Below are 15,247 nucleotides of genomic sequence, written 5' to 3'. Positions count from 1 at the left end.
CAATCCCTGGCTTGGTTGCGCATCGCGCGATACGACTACTCGGCTACCGATCCGCACTCGGCAGCGGCGTACACCAAGATGGTGGCAGCCTGCCTGGACGGCGGCCCCAGCGAAGCGCCCCCGGTTGGTGGCGCGGATCTTGGTCCCACGCAGCAGCTGTGGAAGGCCTTGCTGGAAAACCCCGACAGCATTCTGTACCAGGCGCTACTGGCCAAGAACGCCAGCCTGCTCGAAGGCCTGCGTCCCACTTTTACGGAAGGCTTCAAGGCCAATGATTCCGGCAAGCTGTATGCCGCGATCAAAGACGTGATGGCCTCGCAAGAAGGCGATATGTACCTACGCAGCAGCGTGAGAGACGCGGTGGGCCAACTGCAAGGCGCGATGATCAACGCGATGTTGACGATGGACGCACGGGCGCAAGAACAGCTTCTACCCGTGGCCGCCACGGTGCATCAAGCCGCCCTGCTGCTATGCGAGCGCGTCCAAATGCTGCGCGTTCAGCTTGAACTGACATTGGGCGAGTATCAGGAATTACTTACCCAGCAGATGCGCCAGCAGTACGACAAGGCCGCGAAGGATGCCGGCAAGAAGGCCCGCGCGCTGATCTTCAGCGGCATGTTGACATTGCCCGGTCCAGCGCAGAACCAGGTATTCAAAGCCACGTTTTGGATTGCGGACACAGCGGAAGGGCTAAAAGAGAAATTGACCGCGGTTTCCGAAGCCGGTGCGAACGCCATGGAAGCCGGCTGGCGCAGCGTGCTGGTAAGCGCGGGCGGACTGGAACCGAAGGCGCAGGCGATTGCCGGGCAGCTGCGCACCACGGCAGCCGATGCAAAGCTCCGAGCACATGGGGCCTTCGTGGGTATGCGCGGGATGGCGAACCTGGACGTGGCGTTGTCCATGGGCGCATTGTTCTTCCAGCAGGATGGGCTGAAAAGCAGCCTGCAAGAGCTGGAACGCGTAACGGGTGACCAATACCCGGAAGCCGTCGGGGGCGTTGCGGCAAGCGCGATGGGCACCATGGGTGTGGCCATTGAGGCGACGGGCGTGGGAATACGAAGCGTGGTGCAGGCGATGAAAAGGGCCTCTATCGCCGAAACGCGCGCTACGAACGCGTTGATGCTGGGCAAGGGCATGATTCGCTTTGGCGGCGTGACGAGTGCCCTATCGGGCGTCGTGGAAGGGTTGCAGTTCGGTTCTGCCGCTCTACGAGCGGGGCGATCCGGCGATGTCGTCGCACGCAACCGTTACTTCTTTGCCAGTGGGCTCGCCATACTTTCCGGATGGGTCGCAGCGTACGCAGCACTCGCCGGGGCGTCATCGCTTCTTGGTCCGTTGGGATGGGCGATTGTCTTGGGTCTGCTCGCCTACGCCGCTTCGGCAAATGCAAAAAGAAATAGATCCACTTCCCTCGAACAATGGGCACGCCGTTGCTATTTTGGCAACCATGACGAAAACCCGGCCGTATGGTGGAACGCTGCGAGAACCGGCGTTTCCGTTCCAGCCTACTATGATCCACAGATTGAAATCGACAAAGGCGTGCTGGCAAACGTAGACAAAGATACTGCAATCGGCGCTCTAAACGCGGCTTTGCTGGGACTGGAAACGAGCTTTGGATTTCATCTCAAGCCAAGGCTGTCGACCGCGCTGGTGATCGGTAGCGGAATGCACTGGGGAACGACGCTTGAATACAGCATCACCCTACCTGTCTGGTCCGCAGAACGGTCTGGATATGCCATGTCGATGGCATTGAAAAGGCACACCCCTGAACAAGTCGTTATTGCAGAGCAGCACAGGGCTTCACCACTTGGAGAAGTATCACCTGTCCCCAAGCGACCGGGATACCACGTCGACGAGGCCGCCACACACCGCCCCACCGCGACGCTGCCGCTGATTGCCGGGACAATCCTACTAGACCTGGACGATGCAGACATTGAATCCGCGACGCTCAAAATCAGGTACTGGCCGGACACAGCCGATGCCAGCCTCTACGGCGAAATCACGGCCAGAGCGCAGCGCTAACGGCAAATGAATGCCCAACAAAGAAACGTCATTTCTCGCCGGAGTCGGTATTGCTAAAAAAAAACGGGATTCGTGGTGCAAACAGGCCCGCTCTTGCCCCCGCGCATCGCGGATGGGTCCATGATTTGCCCGGGCCTGATGAAGACTCATCAACACCGATCCGCGACTATGAAATTCCCGCCATTAATTCGATGGACGCCGCTTGCCTTGAGTTAAGCCGCAAGACGCACAAAATGCGGGGGCTGCTGTTGGCCTTGGCCCCACTGGGTATCACGTGGCTGGCCTTCTCGATATACATCCTGGCAACGTCAGAAACGATGTTTCCGCTGGAAGTCGCGGTAGGCGCCATCGCGATGCTGTGGTGGACCGTCACCATGATCCGGGTTGATATTTCCATTCCCCGTGACGAGCCCATCCGCTTCAATCGTCTGCGCCGCAAGGTATACGTCTACCGGTTCCATTACATCTGGTGGAACCCTTTCGCCCGCTGGGGCGTCACCACAAACGCGTATCACTGGACCGACCTGCGCGCCGAAGTCTGGCGGCAACGTGGAGCCACCGGCCAAGGCGGCCTGATCATTACGTGGGGCGTGTCGATCGCGGTCGTCAAGCCGGGCACTAACCAGGTGATTGATCGGTTTCCGTTAAGCGTTGGCCAGGACGAAGGCAGTTCGTGGGATTATGTCCGCGCCTATATGCAGTACGGGCCCGGCGCCCTGCCCGCTGTCGAAACATTCAACGACCCGAACAAAGCGCCGCCGTGCAATCTGGCCCTGCGCTTGGCGCCAAGAGTGCAATGGCCGGCCGACATGGATGCGGAATCGCGTAGCGGACCCGACACGACGGATGGCTGATGCATCTGCCCGACTCAGCGCCTGAAGTCAGCGCCTTAATTTAGCCCCTCGCGCAGCGCCCCGTGTCACCGTTGTCAACCCGCCGCTTGCGATTCGCTCAGCGACTTCAGCACCGTCCAGCCGGACTCGATATGCTTGCGCATCGCCAACATTGCCGCGGAGGCGTCTCCCGACGCAAACGCTTGCAGGATTTCTTCGTGTTCGCGAACTGCGTCCTCGCCACGATTGGACGCGGAATTGATCAGGTCGAAGGGGTAGCGTGCCCAGAGGATCTGCACGAAGTGCAGCGTCTGGGGTAGCTGCGCAATGTCGTAAAGCTGGCGATGGAAGCGGTAGTTGATACCTCGCGCAATAGCGCGGTCGCCCGTTTCAAAGGCCTTGGCGAAGTCGTTTGCCAGCACGCGGAGTTCGGTGATGTCCTGCGTGGTGATCCGTTCAATGGCGGCGCGCACCAGCTGCGATTCCAGCAGCAGGCGCAGTTGCAGGATCTCGGCGGATGCGCCGGCATCGAAGGGTACGACGCGCGCACCGCGGTAGGAATCGCCGCTGATATAGCCCTCGGCTTCAAGCAGCTTGAGCGCCTCACGCACGGGCGTGATGCTTAGCTTGAGTTGCTCGGCGATCTCTGCCTGTTTCAATCGCGAACCGCGCGGAAATACCCCCGAGATAATCCGCTCTCGCAAATAGTCCGCGACTTGTTCCTCTTTCGTTCGGTATTCCATTGATTAAGCCTGAGTGGCCCGGACTGGCCGGTAAAACCCTGTTTACAGGCCGCGAAGCCCCAATGGGGCAGATTCTAACCGTTAAGCCCCGACCGCACGTTGCGATTCCGCAGCGATGCGGCGCGCACGCTCGACGACCGGTTTGTCGATCATTTTGCCGTCCACGGCGCAAGCCGCCCCCTGGCTGGCGTCGAAGGCGGCAAGCACGCGTCGTGCCCAAGCTTGCTCGTCGGCGCTGGGCTGATACGCGGCGTTGACGGCGCCGACCTGTCGCGGGTGGATGCACAGCTTGCCGCCAAATCCCAGTTGCCGGGCGCGCCTTGCGTCAGCTGCCATCTGCAGCGGGTCGTTCAATTCCAGGCTGACGCCGTCTATGGGTGGCGCAAGGCCCGCCTGATGAGAAGCCAGGACGATAGCGGTGCGAATGGCGGTCATGGCGTCGGCCTCGTCCGCGATGCCGCTGTCCACGGAAAAGTCCACGCTGCCGAAAGCGATACGGTCGACGCCGGGGTGCCGCGCCATGGCCGGCAGGTCCACATAGCCGCGCACCGTTTCCAACAGCGCGATAACGGGCCTGCCCGGCAGCACCTGCGCCAGGCAGGCCAACGCCGCGGCGTCGGCTTTGGGAAGCATGATGCCGGCGCCGGTCATGCCGCGGAGCATGCGGACGTCGTCATCGAACCACTCGGTGTCCACGGCGTTGATGCGGACGATGGCGCGCCACCCCTGCGATAGCCAGGCGGCAACGTCGGTGCGAGCCTGGACCTTGGCCGATGGCGCAACGGCGTCTTCCAGATCCAGGATGACCGCCTGGGCGCCGCTGTCCACCGCGCGGGCGTAGCGGTCGGGGCGGTCTCCTGGCACGAACAACAGGCTGCGGGCGGGTTGGTTCACGGGCGCCTCATTCGAAGTCAACATCTTTGGAACTGGTGATGCGGCAAAAGCGCTGCAATGACTTGATGGCAATCTCGTGTTCATCCGTGCTGGCGCCGCAGCAGCAGTCTTCCAGCACCACCATGTCGTAGTCGCGGTCGTGGCCTTCGCGCACGGTGGCTTGCACCACCGCATTGGTGGAAATGCCCGAGCAGTAGATGCGCTTGATGCCGTTCGCGCGCAGGATGGCCTCAAGCGTGGTGCTGTAGAACGGGCTGACGCGATGCTTGACGATGTCGAAGTCGCCCGGCTGCTGCCCCAGATCCGGGTGCACTTGCGTGCCCCACTCCCCCAGCTTGAAGATGCCGTTCTTGCGTGCGCCCGAGAAGATTGGTGAATGGGGCGGGCATTCGCGGTAGTCCGGCGAAAAACCCACGCGCACAAAACCGATGTGCAATCCGGCAGCGCGCGCCTTGTCCAAGGCGTGGCGCGTATTGGGAAGAATGGCGCGGCTGCGCACCTGTTCGCCGTAGGCGGCGCGGCCGTTCGGGCCGTCGGCGTGGACCAGATCGTTTTCCATGTCCAGCACCAGATAGATGGCGTCCTTCATTGATGACTCCTGTGATGTGATGGGTAAATGCGGTTTGCGCACATATCGGCCGGCCCCGCGACGGCAAAGTTAGCGAGGTCGGACAACATCAAAGAATTACCTCGCGCGATTCCAGGTCCGCACGCTGCGACGCGCTAAGGCCCAGCAGCTCACCGAAAACGTAATCCTCGTCCTGCCCCAAGGCGGGGGTCAAGCGCCGGATGCCCACCTCGGGCGCACCGCTGAAGCGGGCGGGTGCACCGACCGCCAGCCGGGCCGGGATGCCGGGCGCCTCTACGGGCGTGACGGCGCCGCGAGCCCGCAAATGCGGGTCCACGGCCACGTCCTGCATGGTCCACGACACATGCGCGCAGACGCCGGCCTGTTGCAGCCGTTCGGCGGTGGCGTCGGCCTCGCGGGTCGACAGCCATTGCGTCAGCACATTGTCCAGTTCCTGCCGGTGCTGCCGCCGACGCGCGGCGGTTGCGTAGCGGGCGTCGCCCGTGCCGTGCCCCAGCGTTTGGGTCAGCGCCTGCCACTCAGCGTCATTGCGCACGGCCAGCGTCAGCCAACGGTCGGGCTGGGCCGTAAGGTAGACGCCGTGGGGCGCCATTGCCGCGTCGTCGTTGCCGGGGCGCTCGGCGGTCAAGCCCAGGCTGGCCAGCACGAGCGCGTCGCCGATCATGGCCGAGGCCACCTCGCGCGCGGCCAGGTCCACGTGCTGCGCCTGCCCCGTGCGGCGGCGTTGGTTCAGGGCGGCCAGGGTGGCAAGCGCGGCGTGCACGCCGGCCGCGTGGTCCATCACATGCCGCATTTCCACGGGCGGACCATCGCGATAGCCGCTCATCCAGCCCAACCCGCCCCAGGCGCCGAACAAGGGCGCATAGCCCGCAAAGTGGGAATCGGGACCGGTCTGGCCGCACGAAGACAGCGACAACAACACCAGATCAGGCCTCGCTTCTCGCAGGGCGTCAAAGCTCAGGCCCAGGCGCTTCATCACGCCGGGCCGGAAGCTCTCGGCGGCCACCTGCGACAGCGCCACGATACGTTTGGCCAGCGCCACGGCTTCGGGCTGCTTCAGGTTCAGGCGCACGGACAGTTTGTTGGCCGACACCTGGTCGAACGTGGCGGCCGACATGCGGCCATATACCGCATGCGGTTTGCGAAATGCGTCGGGCCGCGTCGCGCTTTCGATTTTGATGCACTCGGCGCCAAGCTGCGACAGCAGGTGCGTGCAGAACGGCCCGGCCGCGTGAATGGTGAAGTCCGCGACGCGCACGCCAGCCAGTGGGGCGCGCAGTGCGCGGGGCGATGCACTGCCGGAAGATGCCTGGGTCATGCCGTCACCTCCTGCGCCATTTCGTTCAAGGCGGGCACGGCGCCCGCACGCGGCAGGGGCGTGGAGCGAAACTGGAACGGCGCCACCAGGATGTCCGCTTCCAGCCCGCTGGCCAACACAGCGGGTGCGAAGAGGCCGCGCGCCCGCTCCTGTTCGCCGTCGATCACCTCGGCAGGCAAGCGGTATTTCGCGGCGGGCACGCCAAGCTCCTGCGCCCGGCGGACGATGTCGTCGACGGCATACCGGGCCATCCATGCGCGGATATGGCTATTGATCTCGTCGCCGCGCCGGCTGCGTTCCAGCGGATCGCGCAGGCCCGGATCCGCCGCCCAGGCGGGCCGGCCAAGAAGCTCGACCAGGGACGCCCACTGCCGGTCTTCCAACGTCAGCAGTTCGATGTAGCCGTCTTGCGCCTGGAACACGCCCCCGTAACGAAAGCGGCGGCTGGCGCGATGTTCCAGTGACCCGTCGCCCAGGCGCTGCAAGGCGAACGCGCCCACGGACAACACCGAGTCCTGCACCGACACATCCACGTATTGGCCGCCGCCTGAGGGCACGGCCCACCACGCCGACAAGGCGCAAAGCGCCGCCATCGCGCCGCCTTGGTAGCCAGCGAAATGCCCATAGATCTTTAGCGGCGGCCGATCCGGAAAAAGCTCGTGCGACAAGCCGTTGGGCAGCAGGTAGCCCTCGCCGCCCGCGTGCAGCAGGTTGATTTCTTCACCATCCCAATCCGCCTTGGGACCCGTTGCCCCAAACGGCAGGACGCTAACGTGGACCAGATCGGGCCAGTGGCGGCTGATCTCGTCCGGCGACAAGCCCAGCGCCGTGCGTTGGCGCACGGGTGTGTCGTCGATCAGGATGTCCGCGTCGTCCAGTTCCCGTGCCAGCAGCGCGCGGCCCGGCGCCGTCGCGAGGTCTGCCTCAAGGCTGCGCTTGCCCACGGCCAGATAGGAAAACAGTGCGCTGTCGCCGCTCTGGTCAATCAGCGGCGGCGCGTGCCGCAGCCGCGAGCCGCCGGGCGGCTCCAGCATCACGACACGCGCACCCATGACGGCAAGCATCCGCCCGGCATAGGCGGCCGCAACCGTGTTCGAGCGCTCCAGGACACGGCAGCCCGACAAAGGCAGCATGGCGGTTTGTTGCGGTTGGTTGGACTGCATAGAGGCGTCTCGAAAGGTTGCGGCCACGGGCCGATCAGCGGGTCACGGGCAATTCAAGGTCCACGCCCGAGCCATCCAGGAACGCCGGCAGGCGTACGTCGCGCGACGGCAATGCCACGGTGGCGATACCCGGCGTGGTCAATTCGCCGCGCTGGTTCTCGGCGGCCAGTTCGATGTCGACCAGACCTGTGTTGTCCTTGACGTACTTGCGCAGCACACGGCCCTTGCAGAACGTGGTGTCGCCCATGATGTTGAAGCGCCGCATTTCAGTGCGCACGCGCTTGATGACGCCGGCGTCACCCATCCAGTTGGTGACCAGCGAGCACATCCACGACGAGCGCTGCGGGCCGTAGTCGTAGGTGCCGGGCACGCCCACTTCCTTGGCGACCGATTCGCGGTGGTGGCCAATGCCGGTGTATTCCACGCCGCCGCCCGCCTCCGGGTTGCGGAAGAAGTGGCCCGGATGCTTGACCGCCGCCTGCAACACGACGCCGTGTGTGTGGCCGCGTCCGCAACCGACCAGAAAGCCCATCGTGTCCATCAACGACAAGGGGCCGCGCGCGATGGTCGGCAGCTCTTCGCCTTCCTGCACGTCTTCCCAATAGCGCACGTTCGCGCCGCGGATGTTCTTGGGCTCGTCCAGCACCATCTCGTCGATGCGGTCGCGCTCCTGGTCCGAGTATTCGTGCTGGACGATTTCCTTGTATTTGCCGGTATCGCGCGCGGCCTTGCGTTCGTGGCGGGTGCACGTGCCCAGGGCGCGGGCGATGAGTTCGCCGCGCTGGTTGTAGTAGCTGGCCTCGACATATTGCAGGACCAGCCGGCCGGAAAACTTGCTTTCCTTTTCTTCGACGCCCACCACGCGTTCGATGGCCGTGATGCGGTCACCGGGCCGGACATGGCGAAACAGTTCCCAATCGTTGCCCGCGTAGAAGCCATGCACCCCGGGCAGCCCCCAGCGGGTGCGCCCCAGCCAACCGAAGGCCATGGGAAACATCGGGTGTCCCAGCAAAGTGCCATAGCGCGTGCCAGCGGCGTAGCCGGCATCACGGTACAGCGGGTTCAAGTCGCCAATGCCATTGCACCAATTGCGTAGCGTGTCTGCCGTGGCGTCCTGCAAGTACGGCCCCTCGGGACGCAGGTGCAAGCCGATCATGGCGCGCGCGGCGGCGATGGCTTCGTCGGTGATGCGGCCTTCGGCGGGGGCATTGCCCACGTCAGCTTGGGGAAGATTCATGACATTGCTCACTTTGCTGCTCCTTTACCTATAAACAGAATGCAGAATGCATTCTTTGAGTACGTAAAAAAAAAATCGCTCGGGCCGAGCCGTCATTCGATGCGAATGCCGGCCGCCTGGATGATGGCGCCCCACTTCTGTCTTTCTTCCTTGACGAATGCATTGAGCTCGTCGGGCGGCATGACCAGCGGCTCAACGCCAATGTCCAGCATCCGTTGCCGCGTTTCGGGTTGCTCGAGCACATGGCGAATGTGCTCGCTCATTTGCTTGACGATCGGCGCCGGGGTGCCGCGCGGGGCGAACAACGCATCCCAGGCGACCACGTCAAACCCCGGCACGCCCTGCTCGGACACCGGCTGTACGCCAGGCAGCATGTCGCTGGCCTTGAGCGACGTGATGCCCACGGCGCGCAACTTGCCGCTGGCCAGATAGGGGCGCGCGGCGGTAACGGTGTCGATCACCAGCGGAATCTGGCCGCCTAGCGTGTCGGTCAGCGATTGGCCCGACGCCTTGTATTTCACGGCGAATAGCGGCGCGCCCGCCGACTTCACGAACTCGGCGAACACCACCTGCGCAGTCGTGCTGGGCAGGCCCACGTTCAGCGTGTCGGGGCGGGCGCGGGCGCGCTGCACCAGTTGCCCCACACTGTTGGCGGGCAGGTCGGCTACGGACGTCACGATCACCATCGGCAGCAGGCCGATCATGGCCACGCCGGTAAAGTCGGCCGTGGGGTCATAGCCTTGGTTGGCATACAGAAATTCGTTGGCGGCGTTGGTGGCGTTGGTGCCCAACAGGAACGTGTAGCCGTCATTAGGGGATCGGGCGGCCGTGGCGGAGCCGATGTTGCCGCCCGCGCCGGCGCGGTTTTCAATGACGATAGGTTGCTTCAGGCGCTTGGCCAATTCCTGCGACACCAGCCGTGCCAGCAAGTCGGCGCCCTGCCCGGCCGCATACGGCACGATGATGCGCACCGGCTTGTCGGGCCAGGTGTCGGCGTGCGCGGGCGGCATGCCGCCCAGGGCCATGATGCCGATGCCTATCAAGGCCATGCGCAACGCGGCGCGCCGTGGCAAGGCGGGTCTGATACCTTCGGTGCGGGTCATGATGGCATCCCATTGAGCGCCAGGCCCGCGCGCGGCCAAGGCGCCGCGAACAATTGGCCATAGCCGGATAGCGTGATGTAAGCCGTGCGCCGGTGGCTGCCGCCAAAGCAAAGATTGGTGCAATAGCCTTCGGGCGCCTCGTGAAATTCCAGCAGTTCTCCGGTTGGGGAAAACACGCTGATGCCGCCGCGTACCAGCGTCGCCACGCAGATGTTGCCGCCCTCTTCCACCGCCAGGGAATCAAAGCGTTGGAAACCGGGCAAGCCATGCACCAGTTCCCCGCCGTTGGGCGACGGCCAGGGCGCCAATTGCAAAGCGCCCAGCGCCGATCCGGCTTGCTGGATCGGGTATGACCACAAGCGGCTGGTTTCGGTTTCGGTCACATACAGGCGGCTGCCGTTCGGAGACAAGCCGACGCCGTTCGGTGTCAACAGCGGATGGGCGGCGCGGCGGATGGCGCTGCCGTCCTGCAAAGCGTAATAGACCGCACCGCGCAGCATCCGGTCTTCGAACGTCTTGCCAAAGTCCGTGAACCAGAAGCCGCCGTGCGCATCGAAGACGATGTCATTGGGACCATGCAGCGCGATGCCGTCGCAGTGCGTGTACAACGTCTGGACCGCACCGGTGGCCAGGTCTACCCGCTGGATGCAGCCGCCGTCGTAGTCCTCGGCCGGGCCGGTGGGCCGCGTGAAGCCGTCATCGGTGCGCCAACTGAAGCCGCCGTTGTTGCAGACATAGCAGTGGCCGTCCGGACCCAGCGCCGCGCCGTTCGGCCCACCGCCCAAGTCCGCCACCTTGTGCAGTTCGCCATTGGGCAACACCCGGGTCAGCCGCCCGGCCGCAATCTCGACGACCAGTACGCTGCCATCGGGCATGGCAACGGGGCCTTCGGGAAACGCCAGCCCGCTTGCCACCACTTCGCCTTGCAGCTTCAAGTGTTTCATGCGTGTTCCTTGTCCATGCGTGACGGTGTGGCCGGCGCGGCGTGCGCGGCCGACTGGCGGGCGCCCAGATAAGCGTCGATGGCCTGTTGCCGGCCTTCGCGGCTGCGCAGCGCCCGCTCGTCCAGCGTTCCTACGATATGGCCGTGACGCAGCACCCAGGCCTGCACGGCAAGCTTTGCCGCGACATGGAAGCTCTGCTCCACCAGCAACGCCGCCAGTTGCTGTTCGCGCTGGATCATCGCCAGGCGTTCGTACACGCGCGCCACCAACAAGGGCGCAAGACCCAGTGAGGGTTCGTCCAGCAGCAACAGGCGTGGCCCTGACATCAGCCCACGCCCTATCGCCAGCATCTGCTGTTCACCACCACTGAGCAGACCGGCGGCCGCATTGCGTCGCCCGGCGATTTCTGGAAAAAAATCCATCACCATTTGCTCGCGGCGCGCCCGCGTGCGGGCATCCGCGAAGTACGACCCCAGCACCAGGTTTTCAGCCACGGTCAGGTCGGTGACGATGGCGCGTCCTTCCGGCACGTACACAATGCCCCGGCGAAAGCGTTGCGCCGCCGACAGCCCCGTGATGTCCTGCCCGTCCAGCCGTATCCGGCCGCGCGCCGGTTCCAGGCCGGCAATGGCGCGCAACGTGCTGGACTTGCCTGCCCCGTTCGCGCCAAGCAAAGCGGCGACCGTGTCGGCGCCGACCGACAGGCTGATGCCGTGCACCACCGGCCCCGCGCCATAGCGCACCGTCAGGTCTTCAACGTCTAGCAAGCTTGCCGGCGCGTCATGCATCGTCGTCTCCCAGGTAGACGCGCACCACGTCCGGGTTCAGCCGGATCTGGGCCGGTTCGCCGGACGCCAGCAGGCGGCCCACGTTAAGCACATGGATGGTGTCGCACACTTCCATGATCAGATCCATATCGTGTTCCACCACCACCAGGACCAGGCCCGGCGCGCGCAACCGCAGTAACGCCGACGACAAATCGGCTGTCTCGACCGAATTGAGCCCCGCGGCCGGCTCGTCCAGCAGCAGCACGCGCGGATCGCCCACAATGGCACGCGCAATCTCGCACAGGCGCAGCACGCCCGGAGGCAGCTGCGACGGATAGGCATCGGCCACGTCGGCCACGCCAAGCCGTTCCAGGGCGCCAGCGGCGCGTTCGCGGTGGCGCGCGCGTTCCGCCTTGCCGCGCGGCAGGGGCAGAAAAGCATCAAGCCAACCGGCTGACGACTGCCGGTACAGCCCCACCATCACGTTCTCGGCCATGGTCAGTTCGGGACACAGGGCCACGTGCTGAAAGCTGCGCGAAAAGCCCAGCGCGGCGCGGCCCGTGGGGGGCACGCCTTCCAGCCGCCGGCCCGCCAGGCTGATGCTGCCTTGCTGCGGCGCATACAAACCGGTCAGGCAATTGAAAAAGCTGGTTTTGCCTGCCCCGTTCGGGCCGATCAGCCCCGTGATTTCACCGGCGCGCAGGTCCAGGCCGATGTGTTGCAACACCTGGATGCCGCCAAACGACAACGACAGGTCCTGCACCACCAACGCGTCTGTGTCAAACGTGGCGCGGGCGTTCATGGGTTGCCTCCGTGCAGGCGGGCGCGCAACGACGCGGGCAGCGCGTTGAAGCCCAGCACCACGCTCAGCAGCGCCGCGCCGTACAGGATCGGCACCCAGTCGCCTGCCCCGGCCAACAGCAAAGGCATTAGCGTCAGGAACAACCCGCCCAGCAAGCTGCCCAGGACCGACAGGGAATACAGGCTGACCACCGAACCCACCAACAGGAAGATCGACGTCCACAACGTGAAGCTGTTGGGCGACACCGTGGATGAGCTGAACGACAGCATCGCGCCAGCGATGGCGGCAATCGCGCCGCTCAATGCCATGGACGACAGCCGCGCCCAACTGCGCCGCACGCCAAACGATTCGGCGGCATGGGGCGATGTACGGATCAGCAGCAACGCCATCGCCTGGCGCGACCGCCGAAAGTGGCGCAGCAGCAGCGCCACCAGCACCAGCCCCACCAGCGGCACGTAGTAGCGTTGCGTTTCCTTGGCCAGGCCAGGCAATGCGTCCAGCTTGACGTATAAGCCTTCATAGCCGCCCGACACTGCTGAAAAATGCAGCAGCACTTCAGGCAGCGCCAAGGCCAGCGCCATCGTGGCCACCGCCAGGTAGATACCCGACAAGAAGCGCGACGGGAACGCGAACGCCATGCCCAGCATGGCCCCTGCCACCGCCGCCACCGGCAGGCTGGCTAGCAGCGACACGCCCAGGTATTTCTCCATCAACGCGACCGTGTACGCCCCGGCCGCGACGAACACGCCGTGGCCGATGGACACTTCGCCGGCATAGCGCACCAGGAAGCTTACCGACATGATGGCGATGGCGTTGGCAAAGCACAGGCCCAGCGTGTAGGTCCAGTAGCCGCCCGCCGCCATGGGCAGCAGCACCAACGCCAGCAGGCCCGCAGCGCCCATCGCGCTGGACCAGCGGCGCAGCGGGGACGCGCCCGTCCTTGCCGCCTTGTCCGCCGGCAAGGACGGGGTGGATAGCATCACACTAGACACGGGCACCTCCACGGATAGCCAGCACGCCCTTGGGAAACACGTTGAGCACCAGCAGGATGGTCAGCAGCAGATAGCTGTTGTTGAACTCGGCCGCCACGTAGAACGACAGCAAGTTCATGATGACGCCGATGAAGATGCCGCCCAGCACCGCGCCGGGCAGGCTGTTGAAGCCCCCGACGACCGCCGCCGCGAAGGCTTGCAGCATGAACGAGGACACACTGGTTGATGACAGGAACGTGGTGGGCACGATCAACAGCGACGCCACCAGCCCGAGCAAGCCCGCCACCACCCACGAAAACAAATGCACGCGGCGCAGATTCAAGCCGCATACGCGGCTGGCGAAGGGGTTGGCCGACACCGCACGGAACGCGATGCCGATCCGGGTGCGCTCGATCAACAGGTACAGCAGGCCAATCGCCACCGCGGTCGTGCCCAGCACCGCCAGGTCGTAGGCGGTGACAAGCACGGGCCCGATTTCGCCGCGCCACTTGGGCAGCGGCAGGTCCAGCGACACCACGTTCGACCCGAACAGCAGCTGGGTGACGCCCTGCGCAATCAGCCCCACACCCAAGGTGGCGATGGTGCTGGTCAGGTCGGACTTGAAGACCAGCGGTGCAATCAAAAAGTAGCTGACCGCCATCACGGCCACCATGATCGCCAGCGTCAGCAGCACGGCGGCGCCCCAGGCCATGTTGGCGAACAGGCCGGCGGTAAAGCCGAACACCAGAAACGCAGCCAGCCCCGCCAGATTGCCGTGGGCGAAGTTCACCACGTTGGAGCTTTTGTAGATCAGCACAATGCCGATCGCCCCCATGGCGTACAGGCAGCCACTGACAACGCCCGCCCAGACCAAGCCGATCAGGTCATCCATGGGCGTGACTCCGCGGCGTTGGCGCCAAGGGATGCGCTTGCGTTCGCGAGGTGGCCTGCCCCGCCGACGGCCCGTCGCCGCGATCAATCAGTTCAATCACCGACGGGAAATACCGCCCCGACAAGCCCCCGCTGGCCGCCGCCGCGTAGTAGCGTTGCGCCAACTCGGCCACATGCGCCGCCAGCCCACTTTGCGCGGCCAGTTCAAGCACGTAGCCCAGATCCTTCAACACGTATTCGGGCGGAAAGGACTTTTCGGGAAACTGGCGCGGCAACATGGCCTTGCGGCCATGGTTGCGCAGCACGAAACTGTCACCCGAGCCCTTGGATACCGCATCCAGCAGCACTTCGGGCTGCACGCCCGCGCGTTCGCCCAGCACCATCATTTCGGCCAGCGCCACCGTGTTCTCGAACACCAGCGCGTTGTTGATCAGCTTGACCACCTGCCCGCACCCGACGTCACCACAGCGCGTCACGTCGGACCCGATGTAGCGCAACAGCGGTTCGACGCGTTCGTAGAGCGCCGGCTCGGCGCCCACCATGATGCTCAGTTCGCCGCGCTGCGCGGCTTCGCGGGTGCGCGCCACCGGGGCATCCACAAAGGCAACGCCGCGCGCCGCAAGTTGTTCAGCGGTGCCACGGGCCGAGGCCACCGTGGTGGTGCTCAGGTCGACAATCGCCGCCGGCCGGCGCGGCGCATCCGTCAGGCCGCCGGGGGCCAGGCACACGTGCTCGACCTGTGGCCCGCCAGGCAGCGACAGAAACACCACATCGGCCTGTGCCGCCACATCCGCGATCGCCGGCGCGCGTCGGGCACGGGTGCCCTCCAACACCTGGAACGCATCGGCGTTCATGTCGTAGGCGATCACGTCGCCAGGGTGCTTCGCGGCCATGTTGCGGCACATGGGGCCGCCCATCACGCCTAGTCCGATAAAGCCGATCACGGGATGCTTGCCTGCTGTCATGGTGG

15 protein-coding genes are annotated in these 15,247 nt (G+C 64.9%); 2 read left to right on the top strand and 13 right to left on the bottom strand.

The genetic code is table 11. The features are described from left to right. Both AC6LJY_RS24955 and AC6LJY_RS24950 read left to right on the top strand, forming a co-directional pair. The coding region (locus AC6LJY_RS24955; protein WP_498136994.1) for a T6SS effector BTH_I2691 family protein at window positions 1-2,022 on the top strand (2,022 nt) is incomplete at its 5' end. Window positions 2,023-2,072: 50 nt separating this feature from the next. Further along, window positions 2,073-2,876: a DUF6708 domain-containing protein gene (locus tag AC6LJY_RS24950; protein WP_498136993.1), complete on the top strand. Its 804-nt coding sequence runs from the start codon at window positions 2,073-2,075 to the stop codon at window positions 2,874-2,876. A 74-nt stretch (window positions 2,877-2,950) separates the two neighbouring features. On the opposite strand, the gene AC6LJY_RS24945 is transcribed toward AC6LJY_RS24950, so the two are convergent. From AC6LJY_RS24945 to AC6LJY_RS24885, 13 genes are all read right to left on the bottom strand, one after another. Continuing rightward, window positions 2,951-3,598, bottom strand: a complete 648-nt coding sequence (locus tag AC6LJY_RS24945) for an FCD domain-containing protein (protein ID WP_314355757.1) — start codon at window positions 3,596-3,598, stop codon at window positions 2,951-2,953. A gap of 81 nt (window positions 3,599-3,679) precedes the next feature. Continuing rightward, complete coding sequence (locus tag AC6LJY_RS24940; protein ID WP_498136992.1) at window positions 3,680-4,492, bottom strand: HpcH/HpaI aldolase/citrate lyase family protein; 813 nt, start codon at window positions 4,490-4,492, stop codon at window positions 3,680-3,682. Window positions 4,493-4,499: 7 nt separating this feature from the next. Beyond that, the gene (locus AC6LJY_RS24935; protein ID WP_314355754.1) at window positions 4,500-5,081 is read right to left on the bottom strand and encodes an isochorismatase family protein; all 582 of its coding nucleotides are present in this window, start codon (window positions 5,079-5,081) and stop codon (window positions 4,500-4,502) included. A gap of 88 nt (window positions 5,082-5,169) precedes the next feature. Continuing rightward, window positions 5,170-6,399: a CaiB/BaiF CoA transferase family protein gene (locus AC6LJY_RS24930; RefSeq protein WP_498136991.1), complete on the bottom strand. Its 1,230-nt coding sequence runs from the start codon at window positions 6,397-6,399 to the stop codon at window positions 5,170-5,172. Beyond that, window positions 6,396-7,562: a CoA transferase gene (locus AC6LJY_RS24925; RefSeq protein WP_498136990.1), complete on the bottom strand. Its 1,167-nt coding sequence runs from the start codon at window positions 7,560-7,562 to the stop codon at window positions 6,396-6,398. The genes AC6LJY_RS24930 and AC6LJY_RS24925 overlap by 4 nt, the downstream gene beginning before the upstream one ends. A gap of 34 nt (window positions 7,563-7,596) precedes the next feature. Next, window positions 7,597-8,799, bottom strand: a complete 1,203-nt coding sequence (locus AC6LJY_RS24920; RefSeq protein ID WP_314355750.1) for an FAS1-like dehydratase domain-containing protein — start codon at window positions 8,797-8,799, stop codon at window positions 7,597-7,599. A 92-nt stretch (window positions 8,800-8,891) separates the two neighbouring features. After that, a complete protein-coding gene (locus AC6LJY_RS24915; protein WP_314355749.1) occupies window positions 8,892-9,902 on the bottom strand; it encodes a Bug family tripartite tricarboxylate transporter substrate binding protein in 1,011 nt (336 codons plus the stop codon). Then, window positions 9,899-10,846, bottom strand: coding sequence for an SMP-30/gluconolactonase/LRE family protein (locus AC6LJY_RS24910; protein WP_498136989.1), 948 nt, complete (start codon window positions 10,844-10,846; stop codon window positions 9,899-9,901). Before AC6LJY_RS24910 ends, AC6LJY_RS24915 begins: the two co-directional genes overlap by 4 nt. Beyond that, on the bottom strand, window positions 10,843-11,634 hold the full coding sequence (locus AC6LJY_RS24905; protein WP_498136988.1) for an ABC transporter ATP-binding protein: 792 nt from the start codon (window positions 11,632-11,634) through the stop codon (window positions 10,843-10,845). The genes AC6LJY_RS24910 and AC6LJY_RS24905 overlap by 4 nt, the downstream gene beginning before the upstream one ends. Further along, window positions 11,627-12,415 carry an ABC transporter ATP-binding protein gene (locus AC6LJY_RS24900; RefSeq protein ID WP_498136987.1) on the bottom strand — a complete coding sequence of 263 codons (789 nt, stop codon included), beginning with the start codon at window positions 12,413-12,415 and terminating at the stop codon, window positions 11,627-11,629. Before AC6LJY_RS24900 ends, AC6LJY_RS24905 begins: the two co-directional genes overlap by 8 nt. Then, window positions 12,412-13,407, bottom strand: a complete 996-nt coding sequence (locus AC6LJY_RS24895; protein ID WP_314355745.1) for an ABC transporter permease subunit — start codon at window positions 13,405-13,407, stop codon at window positions 12,412-12,414. Before AC6LJY_RS24895 ends, AC6LJY_RS24900 begins: the two co-directional genes overlap by 4 nt. Continuing rightward, window positions 13,400-14,278 carry an ABC transporter permease subunit gene (locus AC6LJY_RS24890; protein WP_314355744.1) on the bottom strand — a complete coding sequence of 293 codons (879 nt, stop codon included), beginning with the start codon at window positions 14,276-14,278 and terminating at the stop codon, window positions 13,400-13,402. The genes AC6LJY_RS24895 and AC6LJY_RS24890 overlap by 8 nt, the downstream gene beginning before the upstream one ends. Continuing rightward, on the bottom strand, window positions 14,271-15,242 hold the full coding sequence (locus AC6LJY_RS24885; protein WP_498136986.1) for an NAD(P)-dependent oxidoreductase: 972 nt from the start codon (window positions 15,240-15,242) through the stop codon (window positions 14,271-14,273). Before AC6LJY_RS24885 ends, AC6LJY_RS24890 begins: the two co-directional genes overlap by 8 nt. Window positions 15,243-15,247: the final 5 nt, after the last annotated feature.

The sequence above is a fragment of the Achromobacter sp. RT286_PF genome (assembly GCF_059760425.1).
Note: the sequence above shows the minus strand (reverse complement) of the source record. Positions and strands in the feature narration are given on the sequence as shown.

Excerpts from the sequence above, each read along its gene's own strand:
- AC6LJY_RS24945 (WP_314355757.1), bottom strand. The coding sequence starts at position 3,598 with ATGGAATACCGAACGAAAGAGGAACAAGTCGCGGACTATTTGCGAGAG.
- AC6LJY_RS24935 (WP_314355754.1), bottom strand. The coding sequence starts at position 5,081 with ATGAAGGACGCCATCTATCTGGTGCTGGACATGGAAAACGATCTGGTC.
- AC6LJY_RS24930 (WP_498136991.1), bottom strand. The coding sequence starts at position 6,399 with ATGACCCAGGCATCTTCCGGCAGTGCATCGCCCCGCGCACTGCGCGCC.
- AC6LJY_RS24925 (WP_498136990.1), bottom strand. The coding sequence starts at position 7,562 with ATGCAGTCCAACCAACCGCAACAAACCGCCATGCTGCCTTTGTCGGGC.
- AC6LJY_RS24920 (WP_314355750.1), bottom strand. The coding sequence starts at position 8,799 with ATGAATCTTCCCCAAGCTGACGTGGGCAATGCCCCCGCCGAAGGCCGC.
- AC6LJY_RS24915 (WP_314355749.1), bottom strand. The coding sequence starts at position 9,902 with ATGACCCGCACCGAAGGTATCAGACCCGCCTTGCCACGGCGCGCCGCG.
- AC6LJY_RS24910 (WP_498136989.1), bottom strand. The coding sequence starts at position 10,846 with ATGAAACACTTGAAGCTGCAAGGCGAAGTGGTGGCAAGCGGGCTGGCG.
- AC6LJY_RS24905 (WP_498136988.1), bottom strand. The coding sequence starts at position 11,634 with ATGCATGACGCGCCGGCAAGCTTGCTAGACGTTGAAGACCTGACGGTG.
- AC6LJY_RS24900 (WP_498136987.1), bottom strand. The coding sequence starts at position 12,415 with ATGAACGCCCGCGCCACGTTTGACACAGACGCGTTGGTGGTGCAGGAC.
- AC6LJY_RS24890 (WP_314355744.1), bottom strand. The coding sequence starts at position 14,278 with ATGGATGACCTGATCGGCTTGGTCTGGGCGGGCGTTGTCAGTGGCTGC.
- AC6LJY_RS24885 (WP_498136986.1), bottom strand. The coding sequence starts at position 15,242 with ATGACAGCAGGCAAGCATCCCGTGATCGGCTTTATCGGACTAGGCGTG.